This window comes from Arthrobacter sp. CC3, from assembly GCF_039907775.1.
In the GTDB taxonomy this organism is placed as follows: Bacteria; Actinomycetota; Actinomycetes; order Actinomycetales; family Micrococcaceae; genus Arthrobacter.
On sequence record NZ_JARCCY010000071.1, the window covers coordinates 1 to 17006 of the forward strand.

General features: G+C 66.2%; 19 protein-coding genes, 1 tRNA gene and 1 riboswitch. Of the genes, 12 read left to right on the forward strand and 8 right to left on the reverse strand.

Annotation, left to right across the window (positions count from 1 at the left end; translation table 11 throughout):
- Positions 1 to 114: 114 nt before the first annotated feature.
- Positions 115 to 453: a hypothetical protein gene (locus tag PV761_RS23220; protein ID WP_028271086.1), complete on the forward strand. Its 339-nt coding sequence runs from the start codon at positions 115 to 117 to the stop codon at positions 451 to 453.
- Positions 454 to 484: 31 nt separating this feature from the next.
- On the opposite strand, the gene PV761_RS23225 is transcribed toward PV761_RS23220, so the two are convergent.
- Both PV761_RS23225 and PV761_RS23230 read right to left on the reverse strand, forming a co-directional pair.
- A complete protein-coding gene (locus PV761_RS23225) occupies positions 485 to 1096 on the reverse strand; it encodes an adenylate kinase (protein ID WP_347899907.1) in 612 nt (203 codons plus the stop codon).
- A gap of 440 nt (positions 1097 to 1536) precedes the next feature.
- Positions 1537 to 1626: transfer RNA gene (locus PV761_RS23230), tRNA-Ser, on the reverse strand.
- A gap of 106 nt (positions 1627 to 1732) precedes the next feature.
- On the opposite strand from PV761_RS23230, the gene PV761_RS23235 reads away from it, so the two are divergent.
- Genes PV761_RS23235 through PV761_RS23250 form a run of 4 tightly spaced genes read left to right on the forward strand, consistent with a single transcriptional unit; the run spans position 1733 to position 5552 of the window.
- A complete protein-coding gene (locus tag PV761_RS23235) occupies positions 1733 to 2773 on the forward strand; it encodes a dehydrogenase (protein WP_347899908.1) in 1041 nt (346 codons plus the stop codon).
- A gap of 3 nt (positions 2774 to 2776) precedes the next feature.
- Positions 2777 to 3172, forward strand: a complete 396-nt coding sequence (locus tag PV761_RS23240) for a 6-carboxytetrahydropterin synthase (RefSeq protein WP_347899909.1) — start codon at positions 2777 to 2779, stop codon at positions 3170 to 3172.
- Between the two features lie 2 nt (positions 3173 to 3174).
- Positions 3175 to 4263 carry a glycosyltransferase family 4 protein gene (locus PV761_RS23245; RefSeq protein WP_347899910.1) on the forward strand — a complete coding sequence of 363 codons (1089 nt, stop codon included), beginning with the start codon at positions 3175 to 3177 and terminating at the stop codon, positions 4261 to 4263.
- Between the two features lie 50 nt (positions 4264 to 4313).
- Positions 4314 to 5552 (forward strand): crosslink repair DNA glycosylase YcaQ family protein, encoded by a 1239-nt coding sequence (locus PV761_RS23250; protein WP_347899911.1) that lies wholly within the window; start codon positions 4314 to 4316, stop codon positions 5550 to 5552.
- Here PV761_RS23250 and tadA read toward each other — a convergent pair.
- Positions 5549 to 6055 (reverse strand): tRNA adenosine(34) deaminase TadA, encoded by a 507-nt coding sequence (gene tadA / locus PV761_RS23255; protein WP_347899912.1) that lies wholly within the window; start codon positions 6053 to 6055, stop codon positions 5549 to 5551. The two genes, PV761_RS23250 and tadA, sit on opposite strands and share 4 nt — an antisense overlap.
- A gap of 136 nt (positions 6056 to 6191) precedes the next feature.
- Here tadA and PV761_RS23260 point away from each other — a divergent pair, with 136 nt between their 5' ends.
- From PV761_RS23260 to PV761_RS23280, 5 genes are all read left to right on the forward strand, one after another.
- Complete coding sequence (locus PV761_RS23260; RefSeq protein WP_347899919.1) at positions 6192 to 6959, forward strand: phosphatase PAP2 family protein; 768 nt, start codon at positions 6192 to 6194, stop codon at positions 6957 to 6959.
- A 12-nt stretch (positions 6960 to 6971) separates the two neighbouring features.
- The gene (upp, locus tag PV761_RS23265) at positions 6972 to 7607 is read left to right on the forward strand and encodes a uracil phosphoribosyltransferase (protein WP_028271079.1); all 636 of its coding nucleotides are present in this window, start codon (positions 6972 to 6974) and stop codon (positions 7605 to 7607) included.
- A 136-nt stretch (positions 7608 to 7743) separates the two neighbouring features.
- Complete coding sequence (locus tag PV761_RS23270) at positions 7744 to 8121, forward strand: glyoxalase superfamily protein (protein WP_347899913.1); 378 nt, start codon at positions 7744 to 7746, stop codon at positions 8119 to 8121.
- A gap of 44 nt (positions 8122 to 8165) precedes the next feature.
- On the forward strand, positions 8166 to 8870 hold the full coding sequence (locus PV761_RS23275; RefSeq protein WP_028271077.1) for an HAD-IA family hydrolase: 705 nt from the start codon (positions 8166 to 8168) through the stop codon (positions 8868 to 8870).
- A gap of 128 nt (positions 8871 to 8998) precedes the next feature.
- Positions 8999 to 9304, forward strand: a complete 306-nt coding sequence (locus PV761_RS23280) for an STAS/SEC14 domain-containing protein (protein ID WP_231511233.1) — start codon at positions 8999 to 9001, stop codon at positions 9302 to 9304.
- An 18-nt stretch (positions 9305 to 9322) separates the two neighbouring features.
- On the opposite strand, the gene PV761_RS23285 is transcribed toward PV761_RS23280, so the two are convergent.
- From PV761_RS23285 to PV761_RS23305, 5 genes are all read right to left on the reverse strand, one after another.
- On the reverse strand, positions 9323 to 10234 hold the full coding sequence (locus PV761_RS23285; protein WP_347899914.1) for a dolichyl-phosphate beta-glucosyltransferase: 912 nt from the start codon (positions 10232 to 10234) through the stop codon (positions 9323 to 9325).
- A gap of 149 nt (positions 10235 to 10383) precedes the next feature.
- Positions 10384 to 10848 (reverse strand): hypothetical protein, encoded by a 465-nt coding sequence (locus PV761_RS23290; protein WP_347899915.1) that lies wholly within the window; start codon positions 10846 to 10848, stop codon positions 10384 to 10386.
- 219 nt (positions 10849 to 11067) lie between these two features.
- A complete protein-coding gene (locus PV761_RS23295) occupies positions 11068 to 11847 on the reverse strand; it encodes a hypothetical protein (protein ID WP_347899916.1) in 780 nt (259 codons plus the stop codon).
- Positions 11847 to 12031, reverse strand: a riboswitch (cyclic di-AMP (ydaO/yuaA leader). Its footprint overlaps the gene before it by 1 nt.
- A 137-nt stretch (positions 12032 to 12168) precedes the next feature.
- Positions 12169 to 13701: a HAMP domain-containing sensor histidine kinase gene (locus PV761_RS23300; protein ID WP_347899917.1), complete on the reverse strand. Its 1533-nt coding sequence runs from the start codon at positions 13699 to 13701 to the stop codon at positions 12169 to 12171.
- A gap of 1 nt (position 13702) precedes the next feature.
- A complete protein-coding gene (locus PV761_RS23305; RefSeq protein ID WP_028271072.1) occupies positions 13703 to 14443 on the reverse strand; it encodes a response regulator transcription factor in 741 nt (246 codons plus the stop codon).
- A gap of 248 nt (positions 14444 to 14691) precedes the next feature.
- On the opposite strand from PV761_RS23305, the gene PV761_RS23310 reads away from it, so the two are divergent.
- Together PV761_RS23310 and PV761_RS23315 are read left to right on the forward strand one after the other, a co-directional pair.
- A complete protein-coding gene (locus PV761_RS23310) occupies positions 14692 to 15531 on the forward strand; it encodes a hypothetical protein (RefSeq protein ID WP_347899918.1) in 840 nt (279 codons plus the stop codon).
- A gap of 530 nt (positions 15532 to 16061) precedes the next feature.
- Positions 16062 to 16934, forward strand: a complete 873-nt coding sequence (locus tag PV761_RS23315; RefSeq protein ID WP_028271071.1) for a winged helix-turn-helix domain-containing protein — start codon at positions 16062 to 16064, stop codon at positions 16932 to 16934.
- The last annotated feature ends 72 nt before the right edge of the window (positions 16935 to 17006 follow it).

Sequence of the window (17006 nt, forward strand, 5' to 3'; positions counted from 1 at the left end):
GAAAACACCAACACCGCGCACAACATAGTCATTACAAAACCCGCGGACACACCCCATAAACGCGACTGTAGTACTAGACTGCTGGCATACGCAGCCAACCTCCAGGAGGCAACCATGGACTATGCAGGTACGGGCAACGAGAAAGCCGTTGCGGCGGGAGAGCTTAACCGGACGCACATCGGGCACACGGTCAGTTTCCAGCCGGACGAGTTCACGCTGGTGTTCGGCCGGATCGGGGCCATTGCGCGCAAAGAGGGCGGAGTAACCATCGCGCTCGACGGCGTTGAGGGTGCGGGAGGCCTGCAGTCCCATTACAGCCTGCCCCCGACGCAGACTGTCTACGTCCAGCCGGACATGCTCACGAATACGGAGTCCACCATCAAGGATCTGTTCGGCAAAGTCCAGGACAACCTGCGCGGACACAAGGGGGACCAGCGCCCGGACGCTCCGTAGCCGCCGGACGCCCCGTAACGGCCGGCGCCGCTCAGTCCGGGGTAGCGGGGCCCGCATCGGCGACGGCGGCGGGGAACGAGGTGCGGAGCGCCGCCAGCAACTGGCTGAAAACCTCGTCTTCGGTGCCCGTGCCGTCCACGCTCAGGAGGATTCCGCGTTCTGAGTACATCTCGGCCACCGGTTCGGTCTCCCGGTAGTACAGCTTCAGGCGGTGCCGGATGACTTCCTCGGTATCGTCACTGCGTCCGGTAACGGTGGCGCGTTGGAGGACCCGGCGGACCAGCTCGGCGTCGTCGGCCGTCAATTGCAGTGCGACGTCCAATGACTGCCCGGCGGCGGTAAGCATCGTGTCCAGTTCAGCCAACTGGGCCGTATTGCGGGGATATCCGTCCAGCAGGAAGCCGTTCCGCACGTCGTCCTGGTCAAGGCGGTCCCGCACCATGCGGTTTGTCAGGCTGTCGGGGACCAGATCGCCGCCGTCCAGGTGCTCCTTGACCTCTTGACCAAGCGGCGTCAGGTTTTTCACATGTTCCCGGAAGACATCACCGGTGGACACTCCGGGAATGCCGAGGTGCCGGGACAAGCGGTCCGCCTGCGTACCTTTTCCGCAGCCCGGAGGACCAATTATCAGCATTCGCAACATTGAGCCCGCTCCCTGGTGCCGTCGAAAGGTGTCCCACTATGGTGTCCGCACGGTGGCGGCAGCACAAGGGTCGGACGCGGCAGCAAGCGGCCGCATAAGGGGCCGCGGCGGGGCGCGCCGCCTGTTCCGTGTCCCAATTGTGAGCAAATCTTTCGGCGATCCTGCGCCGGGCGGACGTTTGCATGGGTAGCTTCGGTACACCACTAGATGGAAGGTGTACCGAAATGACGATCACTGACTACTTCTCAGGCGTAGCCATCATGCTTGGATCCCTGCTAGCCGCTGCGGGGCTATCCGCCGGGATCATCCGCGCCAGGTCCCACCACTAGGCGAGCCTCCCTGTCCGTCGCCATCGGGCGGGAGGCATCTGCTGGGGGCAATCCAGGAGGCAAAGCAAAGGCCCCGGGTTTTCATCGAAGAAAACCCGGGGCCTTGCTACTTGGCGGTGACGGTGGGATTTGAACCCACGTTGGCTTTGACACCAAACAACATTTCGAGTGTTGCACCTTCGGCCGCTCGGACACGTCACCAACCTGAATAGGTTACCGGAGCAAGGCGCCCTTCCCCAAAACGAGGGCGCGCCGGGCAGCCAACGTCTTCCCCGCGCCCGCGCCGGGGACTAGATTCGTAAGCAAGATGATCAACTCCCAGCAGCACTCACAAGCCGGTTCCCAGGCCCGCGCCTATTGGACCGTCGGCCACGAAAAAGGCGAGCTCCGCACTGAGGACCTGCCCGCGCCGGGCCCCGGTGAGGCCCTTGTCCGTGCCCTGTATTCGGGAATCAGCAAAGGCACCGAAACGGTGGTCCACTGCGGCCACGTGCCGCCACGGGTCGCCGAAAACATGCGGGCGCCGCTTCAGGAGGGCTCCTTCCCCTCGCCGGTGAAGTTCGGCTACCTCTCCGTGGGAATCGTGGAAGCCGGCCCCGACGAATGGGTGGGCCGCACGGTGTTCTGCCTGCACCCGCACCAGGACCGCTACGTTGTTCCAGTCGAGTCCCTGACCGTGGTCCCGGAGAATGTTCCGGCCCGCCGCGCCGTGCTCACCGGAACTGTGGAAACCGCCGTCAACGCCCTCTGGGAAGCCGGACCTCGCCTGGGCGACCGTGTCGCCGTCGTTGGTGCCGGCCTGGTGGGCGGCATGGTGGCCACGCTGCTGCGGACGTTCCCGCTGCAACGGCTCCAGCTCATCGACGTCGATCCCGGGAAGCGCGCTTTCGCCGACGCCCTCGGCGTCGAATTCAGCCACCCCGACGACGCCCTGGCCGACTGCGACATCGTCATCCACTGTTCAGCATCCCAGGAAGGGCTCGAACGGAGCCTGCAGCTGGTGGGCGACGAAGGGGACGTCATCGAGATGTCCTGGTACGCCGACCGCAAAGTCACCATCCCGCTGGGGGAGGACTTCCACGCCCGCCGGCTATCCATCCGCGCCAGCCAGGTGGGCGTGGTGGCCCGTCCCCGCCGCCACCGACGTACCAACGCGGACCGCCTCGCGCTCGCCGTGTCCCTGCTCAGCGATCCCGTCTACGACACGTTCCTGACGGGGACGTCCCCCTTTGCGGAACTTCCCGCCGTCGTCCACGAACTGGCCGACGGGCGCCTGGACGCGCTCTGCCACGTCATCGAATACCCGGCCGAAAACCCTGCCGAACATCCCCACAAAGACACGAGGTAGCCCTTGTTCAGCCTGACCGTCCACCGCCACTTCATGATTGCCCACAGCCTTCCCCGCGCGGTCTTCGGACCCGCCCAGGGCCTGCACGGTGCCACCTTCGTGGCGGAGGTGACCTTCCGCCGTCGGGCGCTGAACGACGACTCAATCGTCCTGGACATCGGTGCGGCCGGCGGGCTCATTGAAGAAGTGCTGGCCGGCCTCAACTACAAGAACCTGGACGAGCACCCTGACTTTGCCGGGAAGCTGAGCACCACCGAGGCGCTGGCGCAGTACATTGCCGAGGCCGTCGCAGCCAAAGTCCGTGGCGGCGGGGACGGGCGGGAACTGGCCGGCCTGGCCGTCACCCTGCGCGAGAACCCGGATGCCTGGGCGTCGTTCTCCCTCGACTTCGACGCCTGACCGTGCGCCGCGTCCGGCTGCTTGTCCCCGGCAATATCCGCCACAGCTCCGGCGGCAACGTCTACAACGCGCACCTGGTTGACGGCCTGAAGGCACTCGGGGAGGACGTGGAGGTCACCGCGGTTGAAGGCGCCTGGCCCGATGCCAGTGCGCATGAACGACGCCGTCTGGGGAGCCTGCTCGGGGCATGGGGACCGGGGGACCGTCCCGGGCCAGTCGTAGTGGACGGACTAATAGCCGTAGGTGCCGCCGACGAACTGGAGTTCGCGGCAAAGGCAGGGCAGCAGACCTGGATCCTGGTGCACATGCCGTTGCCTGATACCTCATTGGCCGCTTCGCTAAGGAGGGAGGCACGAGCCCTTCGCTCCGCAACCGGGGTGATCTGCACGAGTTCCACGGCGGCAACCACGCTCGCGGCGCGCGGCCTGGAGGGCGTCCTGGTAGCGCTGCCCGGCACGTCCGCGGCTGCGCTTGCCTCCGGATCTGACCCGCTTCACCTGGTAGCCGTTGCAGCCCTGCTCCCGAACAAGGACCAGCTCCTGCTCCTGGAGGCGCTCGCCGGGATCAGGGACCTGCCCTGGACCGCGTCCCTGGTGGGATCCGATTCGGCCGATCCCACCTATGCGGAGGCTGTCAGGGGCGCCATCATCAGGCTGGGGCTCACGGACCGGGTCTCTGTCCGTGGGGAGCTCAGCGGGCAGACTCTCGACGCGGAGTGGGACCGGGCGGATCTCAGCCTGCTCATTTCACAGGCGGAAGCGTACGGGATGGTGGTCACCGAATCCCTGGCCCGCGGGATCCCGGCAGTGGTCCGGGACGGCACCGGCGCTGTCGAAGCGCTCGCGGCGGGGTCGCCCGCCGGATCGGAAGCTCCCGACGCCGGCGGCCCGCCCGCCCTGCCGGGCGCCGCCGTCGTGCTCGGCACGGACCCCGCCCCGCTGGAATCTGCCCTGCGCACCTGGCTGACGAATCCCGGGCTTCGCTCCCGCTGGCATGACGCGGCGCTGGCTGCGCGGACACGGCTGCCGGGCTGGGACGTCACGGCCAGGATCGTGCTGGACGCCATTGCCTCAAAGGCACCCGGAAATTGAATGGTCCCTCCTCATTCCGTTGACGCACCGGCTGATGGACAATGGCCGCTATGACCAGCGAGCCGCTCACTGTCGAGACTCCGCCTGCACGGACGCTCACCGCGGAACGCCTCCGCGCCTGGGCCTGGCACCGGCAAGGACTCGACGGCAGCCTCGCCGGCGAGAGCCCTGCAGGGGTGCTGGCCAGGGCCGGCTGGGCACGTTCCCTGGGCGGCGCCAACCCCTACCTCACGTTGTTCGCCCGTGCCGGAATCCGCCGCGAACAGGTTGATGCTGACGTCCTGGCGCTGCGGATCTCCGAACTCCCCAGCGCACGCGGGTGCACTTACATCCTGGGCTCCGAGGACTTCGCCTGGGCGTTGCAGCTGGGCAAGGTGTCCGCCGAGGTGTTCAAAGTGCTTGGCAGGCTGGGGGTGGACCGCGCTGAACTCATGCTGCTCGAGGAGCAGGTGCTGCATGCCCTGGCAGACGCTGGCCGTCCGCTGGATCCCAAGCAGCTCAAGGACGAACTGGGTGATTCCGTACGGAGCCTGGGCGAGGAAGGGAAGAGGCAGGGTGTATCCACCACCCTCCCCACCGCCCTTGGCCTGCTCCAGCGCGACGGCCGGATCCGCCGCGTCCCCGCCAACGGACGCCTCGACCAGCAGCGCTACGCCTACACTCTCTGGGACCTGCCGCCCAGCCCGTTGGACATCGATTCCGCCCGCACTGAGCTGATTCGCAAGTACCTGGGCTGGACCGGCGGCGCCACGCTCAAGCAGTCGCAGTGGTTCTCCGGGTTCACGGTCGCCCAGAGCAAAGCGGCGCTGGCCGCCGTTGGCGCAGTGGAGCTGCCCGCCGTCCACCCTGCCGCCAGGGGCGAAGCGCTGTGGATGCTGCCCGACGACGTCGAGCGCCTCGCCGCTTTCGAGGTCCCGGCGGAGGAACAAATCCAGCTCCTCGCCGGGACGGACTCGCTCGTCATGCAGCGGCGGAACGCCGGGGAATTGTTCGCGGGCGGCGACGGGGATGCGGAACTGCTCGGCGCAACCCTGGCGCAGCAGGCAGACCTGCCGGACCACCCGATCCTGGACCGCGGCCGGATCATTGGGCTCTGGCAGTACGATCCCGCGGGGCAGCGGATCGCCCACTGGCTGTTCGCCGGCCCCACGCCCGGCGTGCTGCAGCGGATCGAGGACGTGGAGTCCTGGATCCGCGCGGACCTGGGTGATTTCCGTGCCTTCAGCCTCGACTCGCCGGCGTCGCGGCAGGAGCGGATTGACGCCCTGGACGCGGCAAATGCCGGCTAGCTGACCTGCCGGTGTCCGGCGAAGAAATCCCGGAGCAGGGTGGCGCACTCCTGCTCGCGGACTCCGGCGTAGACCTCAACCCAGTGATTGAGGCGGCGTTCGCGAAGGATGTCGAACACGGATCCCGCAGCCCCTGCCTTCTCGTCCCATGCCCCGAACACCACCCGTGGAATCCGGGCCAGGACGATCGCGCCGGCGCACATGGCACAGGGCTCCAGGGTCACTACGAGGGTGCAGTCCGCCAGCCGCCAGCCGTCGCCTCCGCCGCCGGTTGCCTGTCCCAGCGACTGGAGCCGGGCGGCTGCCTCGCGGATAGCCACCATCTCGGCGTGCGCGGTGGGATCACCGTGCGCCTCCCGTTCGTTCCTCCCTGTACCCAGGACTTCGCCGTCAGGACCGATCACGACGGCGCCGATGGGCACGTCTTCGGTGCCCAGCGCGCGCCGTGCCTCGGCGAGGGCAAGGCCCATCCATTGGGCATGGCGCGGCTCCGGGGAAGTCATGGCTCAATGATAGTTTCGAAGATACGGCAGGCGCAGACGACGGATAAGCTCGGGAGACGCAGTGAAAACCTTGACTGACCGCATTACCGACCGGTGGGGGCGGTGGGTTGTGCCGTACGCAGCCCTCTGGATCACCATGCTGATTGGCGGCGTGATCGTGGTGGCGCTGGCAGTGATGGGCGCCGAAGTTTACGACAACGTGGTGGACGACGCTGGCCTGGCCAACCTGGACAAGCCTGCGCTGGCGCTCTCTGAGGACCTCCGGACCCCTTGGCTCAATTCCGCCGTCACGGCCTTCACCAATATCGGCGGCGGGATCGGGATGCCGATCGTCGGCAGCATCCTGACTGCGTGGCTGACGTGGGCGGGGCGCACCTGGCGGCCCCTCATCCTGGTGGGCGGCGCCGCCGCTGTTTCGGTCTCCGCGACCACCTTTGGCAAGAAACTCTTTGGCCGCACCCGGCCGGACCATGCAGACGCTGTTCCGCCCTATGAATCCTCGCCCTCGTTCCCCAGCGGGCACACACTCAACACCACTGTCGTGATCGGACTGGTGGTCTATCTGGCCTGCCTGCAGATCCAGCGGACCGTGGCGCGGGTGTCCATCATCACGGCTGGTTCGATCTTCATCATTGCCATGGGTCTGAGCCGGGTATTCCTCGGCCATCACTGGCTGACCGACGTCATCGCCGGGTGGCTCCTGGGCCTCGCCTGGGTGGGAATCGTGATCCTAGCCCACAGGCTCTTCCACGTGATGCGGCACCGCGAGCATGCCGGGCCCGCCCCGACGTTCGACCACCCGGTGCTTCGGGAGGAACTTGGCGCCCACCGCAGCGCCCACCGGGGCGAGGGCCATCCGGAGGAGCCCCGTGGATCGCGGGGCCGGGACACCACCTCCGGGTGATAGTTTTGACGCATGCGCACACTCGTCGTGGACCACCCGCTGGTCGCTCACAAGCTCACCGTTCTGCGGGACAAGAACACCCCTTCTCCGGTCTTCCGGCAGCTCACCGAGGAACTCGTCACCCTTCTCGCCTATGAGGCAACCCGGGACGTCCGCACCGAGCCCGTGACCATCGAAACGCCCGTCAGCACCACCGTCGGCACCGCGTTCACCAAGCCCACGCCCCTGGTGGTCCCCATCCTCCGCGCCGGCCTCGGCATGCTCGAGGGCATGACCAAGCTTGTGCCCACGGCCGAGGTCGGTTTCCTGGGCATGGCCCGTGACGAGGAAACCCTGGACATCATCACGTATGCGGAGCGCCTGCCGGAGAACCTGACGGACCGGCAGATCTTTGTCCTGGACCCCATGCTCGCCACTGGCGGTACATTGCGCGAAGCCATCAAGTTCCTCTTCAAGCGCGGCGCCTCGGACGTCACGTGCATCTGCCTGCTGGCAGCGCCGGAGGGCCTGGCCAAGCTGGAGGAAGAACTCGCGGACGCGAACGTGACCATCGTGCTGGCATCCATTGACGAGAAACTAAACGAGAAGTCCTACATCGTGCCCGGACTCGGGGACGCAGGCGACCGCCTCTACGGCATCGCCGGCTAACGGCAGAGCTGGTTCTTCACTTCGTGGGTGCGGGCCGGGGGCGGCGTTCCGAAACGCAGCCCCCGGCCCGCACCCACGTTCTCGCGAAGCGATTGCCCCCTTCCGGTTTTCGGCGGCCGCAGCTAGCCTGTGGCCCATGGACTGGAAACTTGAACTGGTGTTTGTCCCTGTGTCCGACGTGGACCGGGCCAAGGATTTTTACGTCAACAAGGTGGGCTTCAATGCTGACTACGACGAGCGGCCCACGGAAGGCATCCGCTTCGTCCAGCTGACCCCGCCGGGATCGGCCTGTTCCATCGCCATTGGCGAGGGCCTGAACGATGCCCCTCCCGGCAGCGCCCCGAGCCTGCAGGTCGTGGTCAGTGACATTCAGGCCGCGCACAAGCAGCTCAAGGACAATGGCGTCGACGTCAGCGACATCGACGTCCAGGACTGGGGCCACTTCGTGTACTTCGCGGACCCGGACGGCAACAAGTGGGCGGTGCAGTACCTCCCCCAAAGGCCGAACGGCTAAGTCACAAAATCCTTCGCCGCCCCGGCGTGGGGCAGGATGGACGCATGAGCTTCCACCCAGACGCCGCCGTATCGCCCATCGCCGCGTCGTCGGTCTCCACTGTTTCTGCCAGAGCCGTACTTTTCGACATGGACGGCACCCTGGTTGATTCCACGGCGATTGTGGAGCAGGTATGGGGCGAGTTTGCGGCCCGTTACGGACTGGACATCGCCGAGATCCTCCGCACCTCGCACGGCGTGCAGGCAGGGGACACGGTGCGCCGGTTTGCTCCCGCCGGCACCGACGTGGTGGCACTGACCGAGGAACTGGGCGCCATGGAGCGGGTCCGGACGGAAGGCATTGTCGCCTTGCCCGGGGCCGCTGAACTTCTGCGCAGCCTCCCGGCGGATGCCGTGGCGCTGGTGACTTCCGCCGACCGGATCCTTGCCGATATCCGGATGGGCGCAGCCGGGCTGGCCATGCCGGCCACCGCCGTCACGGCCGACCTTGTCACCCGGGGCAAGCCGCACCCGGAAGGCTACCTCCGGGCCGCCGAACTGCTCGGGGTGGACCCGGCCGACGCGCTGGTCTTTGAGGATGCCCCAGCTGGCATTGCGGCCGGGCTGGCCGCCGGGATCCGGACCGTTGCCATCGGGCCCAACACCGGCCCCCTGCCGGACGGCGTTCTGCACCTTGCGGACTACTCCGGCGTGTCCGTGACCACGGACGTGGACGATTCCGGTGCCAGGAGGATTTCCTTCCGGTTCTGACCCCAAACCGGTTTTCGGTCCAGTAGTCTCGGGAGGGACGTCTGAAACTATCTTGGGGGGATAGGATGACCGAAATCCCGATTGCCGGCAATAGAGGTATCGTTCAGCTGCGCACCGGAGTTTTGCATGTGCAATGGATTCCAGGCCTGGCTATTTGCGAGGAAGCTGCCCTGGCTGTCATGGCGGCTGTCAACGACCTGAGCGGCGGCCGGTCATTTCCGATGCTGGTGGATATGGCCGCGACGGCGTCCATGAGCCGCGGGGCCCGGCGGGTCTTTGCCAGTCCCAGCACCGTGGCAAGGGTGGCGCTCCTCGGATCGTCCCCGGTGGACCGGGCCATGGCCAATTTCTTCCTCAGCATTAACGCTCCTGCCGCCCCAACGCGCTATTTCACCTGCCCCAAGGCAGCCATGGCGTGGCTCAGGGAAGCGTAGCCGTCGCAGTAAAGGGACCTAAACCCGGGCGAGATCGGCGCGAAGCTCCCGTACCGGAATGCGGCCCGTCGCAAGGTCGCGGGTCAGGCGGCCCATGCCGCGGAGGTCTGCGATGGCCGTTTGCACCAGGTCCACGCCCGCGTCGGCACCGCTCGTCCAGTCAACCGGTACCTCGTGCACGCGGAGTCTGCATCTTTCCGCCATGATCAGCAGCTCGGTGTCGAAAAACCACTCGTTGTCCGCGGTGTGCGGAAGAAGGCGGCGGGCCACGTCTGCGCGAATTGCCTTGAACCCGCACTGCGCATCGCTGAAATGTGCACCCATCAGCGTGTGCAGCAGGAGGTTGTATCCGCGTGAAATGAACTCGCGCCAGGGGCTGCGGACCACCTGGGAACCGCGCGCCAGCCGGGTTCCGATGGCCAGATCGGAGTGCCCGGACATGAGAGGCGCCACCAACGGCGCCAGCGCAGCGAGGTCCGTGGAAAGACTCACGTCCATGTAGGCAAGAACGGGTGACGGCGACGCCAGCCAAACGCTGCGAAGGGCGTTGCCGCGCCCCTTCGCGGGCAGCCGGACCACGGTGACTTCGCGGAGCTCACGGGCTATGCGTTCAGCTGCTTTGAGCGTGCCGTCGGTGCTGGCGTTGTCGGCCACGGTAATCCGGAACGCGTGCGGGAAGCTGCCGAGCAGATAAGCGTGCAGGTGCCGCAGGGATCGCTCCAGGTCCCGCTCCTCGTTGTAGACAGGGATGACCACATCAAGAACGGGGAGGGCAGTTCCTGCATCCCCCGGGGTTCTGGCGTCGATGGGTGCGCGGCGGGTCTGCCCCGTTGCGGGCGGCGAAACGCTGCCGGACGGAAGATCGACGACGGCCCGCGGCTGCGATTGCGGTTGGAGTATGGATCCCGCGGCCTGGTCAGTGAGCGTCATGGTTCCACTATGCGACCGGCGGATATGAAGGATTTAGGCCAAAGCTGTGCAGCTCCTGTGGGATTTTGCCGTTGTCTGGAAACGGGCAAGGAGACGGCGGCGGTGCGCCCACCGTCATTGGTGGACGCACCGCCGCCGCGGATGGTGCGTCAGGGCCCCAACAGCGAGCAGATGTTCGTTGCCGTGCCGGCCCCGGAGAATCTCCGCAATTCGTTGCCGTCGGAGTCCACGGAGAAGTTGACATTCCCCCGCGTGAGGACGAGCCCGTCAGGGGAGGGGAGTTGGAGGAGGTTATTGCCGGTCGCTCTCACTTCGACCACATTCTCGCTGGGGAACGAAAAGAAGAGGACTCCGGTGATGACCAATTTCAGGGGCTTTCCGTTTGGCCCCGTCAGGGTGATCTTCAGCCCGGGAGAAGTGCTGATGATGTCCCCTGAGGGAGTCGTGATGTTTTTGGCCTTACCGGTGACTTCACCGGTGACGAGAAAACCACAGTTCATGAATGAAGCGGGTCCGTCCACAGTGATCGGCGGGCCGGAAGGGGCAGCAACGGCCGGCGCGGCAGCCGCGAAGATTGAGGCCAGGACGGCCGTCGGAACTAACCATTTTTTCATTGTTGTGCTCCCTGCATCTTGACGACGGCCCGGGGGCCGGCCGCCGCTTGGAAGACGATGGAAAGCGGCGGCGACCCAGAGTCACTCCACAACCTTGTGAAAACCTTGTGGCCCCGGGAACGGGGGGAGCCAAATCCCGCAAAACAGCCGAAGGCCCCGAATCGCGTGGATTCGGGGCCTTCGGCTCATGCGGACCAAGTCCGGCGAGGGTGCGCCGGCTTAGTACCAGTTGTTGGCGTAGTGGAAGTTCAGGGCGCCACAGGGGGAACCGTACCGTTCCTTCACGTAGTTCAAGCCCCAATTGATCTGGGTACGGAAGTTGGTCAGGTAGTCGGATCCGGCGCTGGCCATCTTTTCGGCCGGCAGGGACTGGACAATGCCGTACGCGCCACTGCTGGCGTTCGTGGCTGTGGTCTTCCAGTCGGATTCCTTGGTCCACAGGGTGGTCAGGCACTGCATCTGGTCGGCCGCCCAGCCGTAGGTACCGAGCTGCGAGGCGGCGTACGCCTGGGCAGCTGCGGGGTCGTCCACGGCTACTGGCGGTGCCGGGGCAGGAGCCGGTGCCGGGGCCGCAGCAGGTGCGGGTGCAGGCGCGGGTGCCGGTGCTTCCGGTGCGGACTTCTCCTCCGGTGCCGGCTGCACGTCGGACGACTGAGCTGCCAGGCTGACGGACGCCGGGGCGGGCATGGCCGATACCAGGATCTTTTCGAACGCGAGCTTCGACTCGGCGTTTGCGGTTGCGGCGCTGGCTTCGCCGGTTGCAGACGTAGCCGGGGCTGCAGGTTCTGAAGCCTGGCCGGCGGCGCCGACTCCGATCAGGACGGCGCAGGCCGTGGCTACTACAGCGGCGCGGCGGCCGGAACCCTGCAGTCCGGCAGCAAGCCGGGCCAATGGGGATGCGGTGGTGGCTGGCTCGGCGCGGTGGCGCGAACGTTCCGCAGGCGTCTTGGACTCGTCGGAAGCGCGCTCCGGACGTACTTCTAGCGTGGATTTAGTCATGGTTGCCTCTCGATGCCGGCGGAGTTAGCTGTCGGGTTCGGATGAGGTCATCCGGCCGCACGGAACTTCACGTGTCGGCTTCACCCCGAGGGCGGCTGTGCAAGATGCCCGGAGACCTGGGTCCCCCGCCTCTGCCTAATCATGAGGAAATCCGGGTAGCGGCAGAGTTTGGCGTCCATCCGGATATGCGGCTAGAACGGTGGCCGCACTCTAAAAACGGTACAGGAGTATCGCGCTTAAGTCACATTTCGGTAACGAGGATCACGACGGCGGCGCGTTGACTTGCGCCGGAACGGCTGGCTCGCCGCTCTGGAACCGGAGTTAGGCTGCCGGCGGCTCGCAGGGCAGGCGGAGGGCGAACTCGGTGCGGCCCGGGCGGGAATTTACCTCGACGGTTCCGCCGTGCGCTTCCACGATGGACTGCACGATCGACAGGCCCAGTCCGCTGGTTCCTTCGGACGCGGCTGCGCCGCCGGCGCCCGCACCTGAAGCGGAGCGGGCCGGACTGGTGCGGGCGGCGTCCGCCCTGGCAAAGCGGGCAAAGACCCGGTCGACGAACTCCGGCGGTATCCCCGCACCGTTGTCCGTCACGGTCACCACGGCACTGCCGTCGGCGGACCGCATCACGCCGGTGACCACGGTGGTTCCGGGGTCCGTGTGCTTGCGGGCATTGGAGAGGAGATTGGCCAGCACCTGGTGCAGCTGCTTGGCGTCGCCGCGGACCACAACGGGCTCGTCCGGCAGTTCAAGCTGCCAGACGCGGTCCGGCGCCATGACCTTCTCGTCGCTGACGGTTTCCACCACCAGTTGCGTCAGGTCCACGTCGCTGATCTTGAGCGGCTGGCCTTCGTCCAACCGTGCCAGCAGCAGGAGATCCTCCACCAGGGTGGTCATCCGTTCCGACTGGCTCTGTACCCTGGCGAGCGATTTCTTGCCGTCAGGCGTGAAGTCCTCGGTCATCCGCATCAGTTCTGTGTAGCCGCGGATGGCAGTGAGCGGCGTGCGTAGCTCGTGCGAAGCGTCCGCCACGAACTGGCGCACCTTCGTCTCACTCTGCTGCCGGGCCTCGAGTGCCTTGGACACGTTGTCCAGCATGAGGTTGAGGGCGTGGCCAACGCTGCCCACTTCAGTTCCGGGGTGCGCGTTCGACGGCGGTACCCGGACCGCCAGTGCCACTTCGCCGGCGTCGAGCGGCATGTTCGAAACCTGCGTGGCCACCTCAGACAGCTGCTCGAGCGGTTTCATGGTGCGGCGGATGAGGACCGTTCCGGCCAGGCCGATCAGGACCAGCCCTCCCATCGACACGATCACCATGGTCCACACCAGAGAGTTGAGCGTGTTTTGCTTTTCATCGAGGGGGAGCCCGGTGACAATCACGTCCCCGTACTGCGCTTCCACGGCAACCAGGCGGTAGGAGCCGGTGGACAGTGTCCGGTCAACCGGGCTTGCGTCGTGCCGGAGGGCCAACAGGACCTGGTCGTCCTCGGCCGAGAGCGATGCGGTCGTGGCGTCGTTGGCCAGGAACCCGGCGGTGCTGACATTTCCGTTGTCGATCCGGGCAATGAGGGTTCCGATTCCTTGGCCCTTGCCCTCCAGCGGGTCGGGCCTGCCGGCCGGGTTGCCGAGCCGTGGCCTGCCCGCTTCGTTGGAGAGCCTTGAGGCCTGGCTTAAGCGATCGTCGAGCTGCTTGGTCAGGAAGGAATCCATGGACGCGTAGCTGAACAGGCCAATGGCGCCGCAGATGGCCACCAGCAACGCCATGGCCACCAGCACCAGCCGGGTGCGGAGGTGCCACGTGGACGGATCGAGCCAGCGGCGGCGGTCCTTGCGGATCTCGCCGGAAAGCGTGGGCACCTCAATCCGCCGGTTTGATGACGTAGCCTGCGCCGCGGACGGTGTGGATCATGGGCGGGTGCGTGGCATCCACCTTCTTGCGCAGGTAGGAAATGTAGAGCTCCACGATATTGGCCTGGCCGCCGAAGTCGTAGTCCCACACACGGTCCAGGATCTGGGCCTTGCTGACCACGCGCTTGGGGTTTTCCATGAGGTAACGGAGGAGTTCAAACTGCGTGGCCGTCAGCTGCAGTTCCTCGCCGGCGCGGGTCACTTCACGAGTGTCGATGTTGAGGACGAGGTCGCCCACCACCAGTTCGGCGGTGTCCATGGCGGCCACCCCGGAGCGCTGGACCAGCCGGTGCAGGCGGAGGAGCACCTCTTCCATACTGAAGGGCTTGGTGACGTAATCGTCGCCGCCGGCGGCCAGGCCGAGGATGCGGTCCTGGACGGCATCCTTCGCCGTCAGGAAGAGCGCAGGCACCTCCGGCGCGAAGGCGCGGATCCTGGTGAGCAGCTCGACGCCGTCGAACCCCGGGAGCATCACGTCCAGCACCAGGACATCCGGGCGGAACTCCTTGGCCAGCTTCACGGCTTCGGGACCGTCTCCCGCGACGGCTACGGACCAGCCTGCCATCCGCAGGCCCATGCTCATAAGCTCGGAGAGGCTGGGTTCGTCGTCCACCACCAAAGCCCGGATGGGGGAGCCGTCCGGGTGGGTGAGCTGGGGAAGGTTGTTAGTCATGGAGTGCGAAGTGGCCATGGGACAACTCTCCGATCTGCGGTTGAGCCGGCGCTATGGGGATCCTGTGTGCCAGCTGTGAATCCCAGCCTAGCGAGCTGAACGCGCGGACGGGCCCTTGTCTGGCCGACCGGTGCGGATCGGCCGCCTTCGCGAGGCGGAAAGGGGCATTGGAAAGGTCACAGCTTGACCTCTTGTCCCGCACAGGCCCCGCACAGGAACCCTTCGGAGTCTGGAGTGGACCAAGCCCCCTGCCCCAGGAGAACGCCATGAACAACAACCACCCCACGCCTGTACCGGAGAGCGATGCTGACGGGACAACGGAAGGCAAGCCGCTTCAGGATGCCGGCGCTGTGCGCGGCCTTGCCAGCAGCCCCGCGGGTGGCGGGCAGGGCGGTGGGTGGGGAACGCCGTCGTCGGCCGCTGGCTCCGGTTTCCCGCCGGCGGCCGGATGGGGCTCGCCCAGACAGCCCGGCGGCTGGCCTGCCCCGGACGGCACTTCGAAACCGTGGACCATGAAGCGCGGGGTGGTAGTGGCCGGAGCGGCGGCTGTCCTTGCGGGCGGGGCCGGCGTGGGAATCTATGCCTTGACGACCAGTTCCGCGTCGGCCGACGCCGCCGACGGCACGGCCGACGCAGGCGCACTGCAGGAAACGCTGCCGGGCGCCCGTGGCGGGGCGCAGGGCGGGTTTGCCGACGGCGGGATGCCGGCCCAGGGCGGCGGTCCCGGAAACTTCGCCCCGGAAGGCCTCGGTGGAATGGGCAGCGGAGTATCTGCCGCCGTCCACTCCGAGTACGTCATCCTCCAGGACGGCGCCTACGTCACCAAAGTTGAACAGCAGGGGACGGTCACGGAGATCAGTTCCGGCGCCGTGACTGTCAAGAGCACCGACGGGTTCAGCCGCACCTATTCACTGGATTCGGACGTGGCGGTGAGCAATCAGCAACAACGGCGTCAACAGGCTGGCGGGACGTCCGCCAGCACACTGACCGTGGCCGATATCGTGTCCGGCGCCATGGTAAGGATAGTTGCCGCAAAGGATGGTGACAGCTTCCCGGCGGAGTCCGTCCAGCTGGTGGCCGCGACGCTCGCCGGGCAGTCAAACTGACCTGGCATGCTGCGCGGGCAGGAATTTTTCTGCTGGGCCCGGCCAGGGGCTGGACATGTGCCACAAGGGAGCGTTGGTATTTCAGCAATACGGTACGGGCTGAATTTTTGTGCCGAAAAGGTTCGTTTTGAAGAAGAAAATTCGGAATTTCGGGAATTCTGATCGATCGTTCTGAAAAACACCTGTTATTTTATTGGCATTTCAGAATCGTGATTTGGGCCACAATGTGGGCTTTTGTCTCACGATGCGGACGATTCCGTCCATTGTTACTTGCAAGTTTTCATTGTTACGTTGCACACTTCAATTGTGAACAAGAACTCAACAGCACCTGCAGCCGCAGAATCCTGGACCAGCCCACCCGCTGGCGAAGACATGCGCTGTTGTCGAATGCACGCCTAACTTTCCCACCCCGAGAAGTTTTTAGGCATTCGCCCCTAGCCCAGCGTCGGGCGCCCCTCCCCAGATCTCATTGCGGGGAAAGCCAGCATTCGAGCCGCGATGACGGCCATTCACATTGAGGTAAGCATTCCATGTCAGTTGCATCTGGATACGTCCACATCTCCGTCCGAAACGCCAACAAGGGCGGCCAGCCTTCCGGCCTCCGCCAGGGCTTCGGTGCCCGTCCGGCGTTCGCCCCGGCAGCCCCCGGCAACAGCTTCCCGGCCCCCGGCTATGCGCCGCAGGGCTACAACCCGAACTCGTACGGCCAGCTCCGCGCTGTTCCCGCCGCCGAGTCCGCTCCCCAGACGGCGCCCACCCCGGTGATCGCCCCGGCCAACGGCAGCGCCGTCCGCCCCGTCGCCAACGAAAATGTTGCCCGTGGATTTGTGCTCTACATGGGAATCGATGAGGAAACCGCCGCAGCAGCCGGCACCTCAATTGCCAAGCTTGCCCAGGAAATCCGCGCCTACGCCCAGTCCCTCGTCTCCGGCGCGGAGAGCTACGCCGCGGTGGCGGTTGCCCCTGCCAGCGCCCCGGGTTCCGCGCTCGACGTCGTGCGGTCCACCTTCGGTGACCCCACCGTCAACTCCCGCCAGCGCACCGAAACCACCCGGCTGCCGCAGCCGCAGGATCCCCGTCCGTCCGGCGTCCTCATCGACCTGGCCCGCCGCGAGGTCCACCTCGACGGCGAATCCCTGAACCTCACGTTCAAGGAGTTCGAGCTCCTCAACTACCTCGTGGAGAACGGCACCCGCACCGTGGGCCGCGACGAACTCCTCGAGGGCCTGTGGCGCAACGCCGAAGAGGTTCCCAACGAGCGGACCATCGACGTCCACATCCGCCGCCTCCGCTCCAAGCTGGGCCGCCTCGCCAACACCGTGCGCACCGTCCGCGGCCAGGGCTACCGGTTCTACGAGCACCCTGAAGTTGTGGTCTGGGCCGCTCCGGAATACTCCATCTAGTGTCCTGCGTCTGAAATTCGCTTCGTAATTATAGAATGGGGTATGGCGAACGTTGGACGGCCGAAGGCCCCT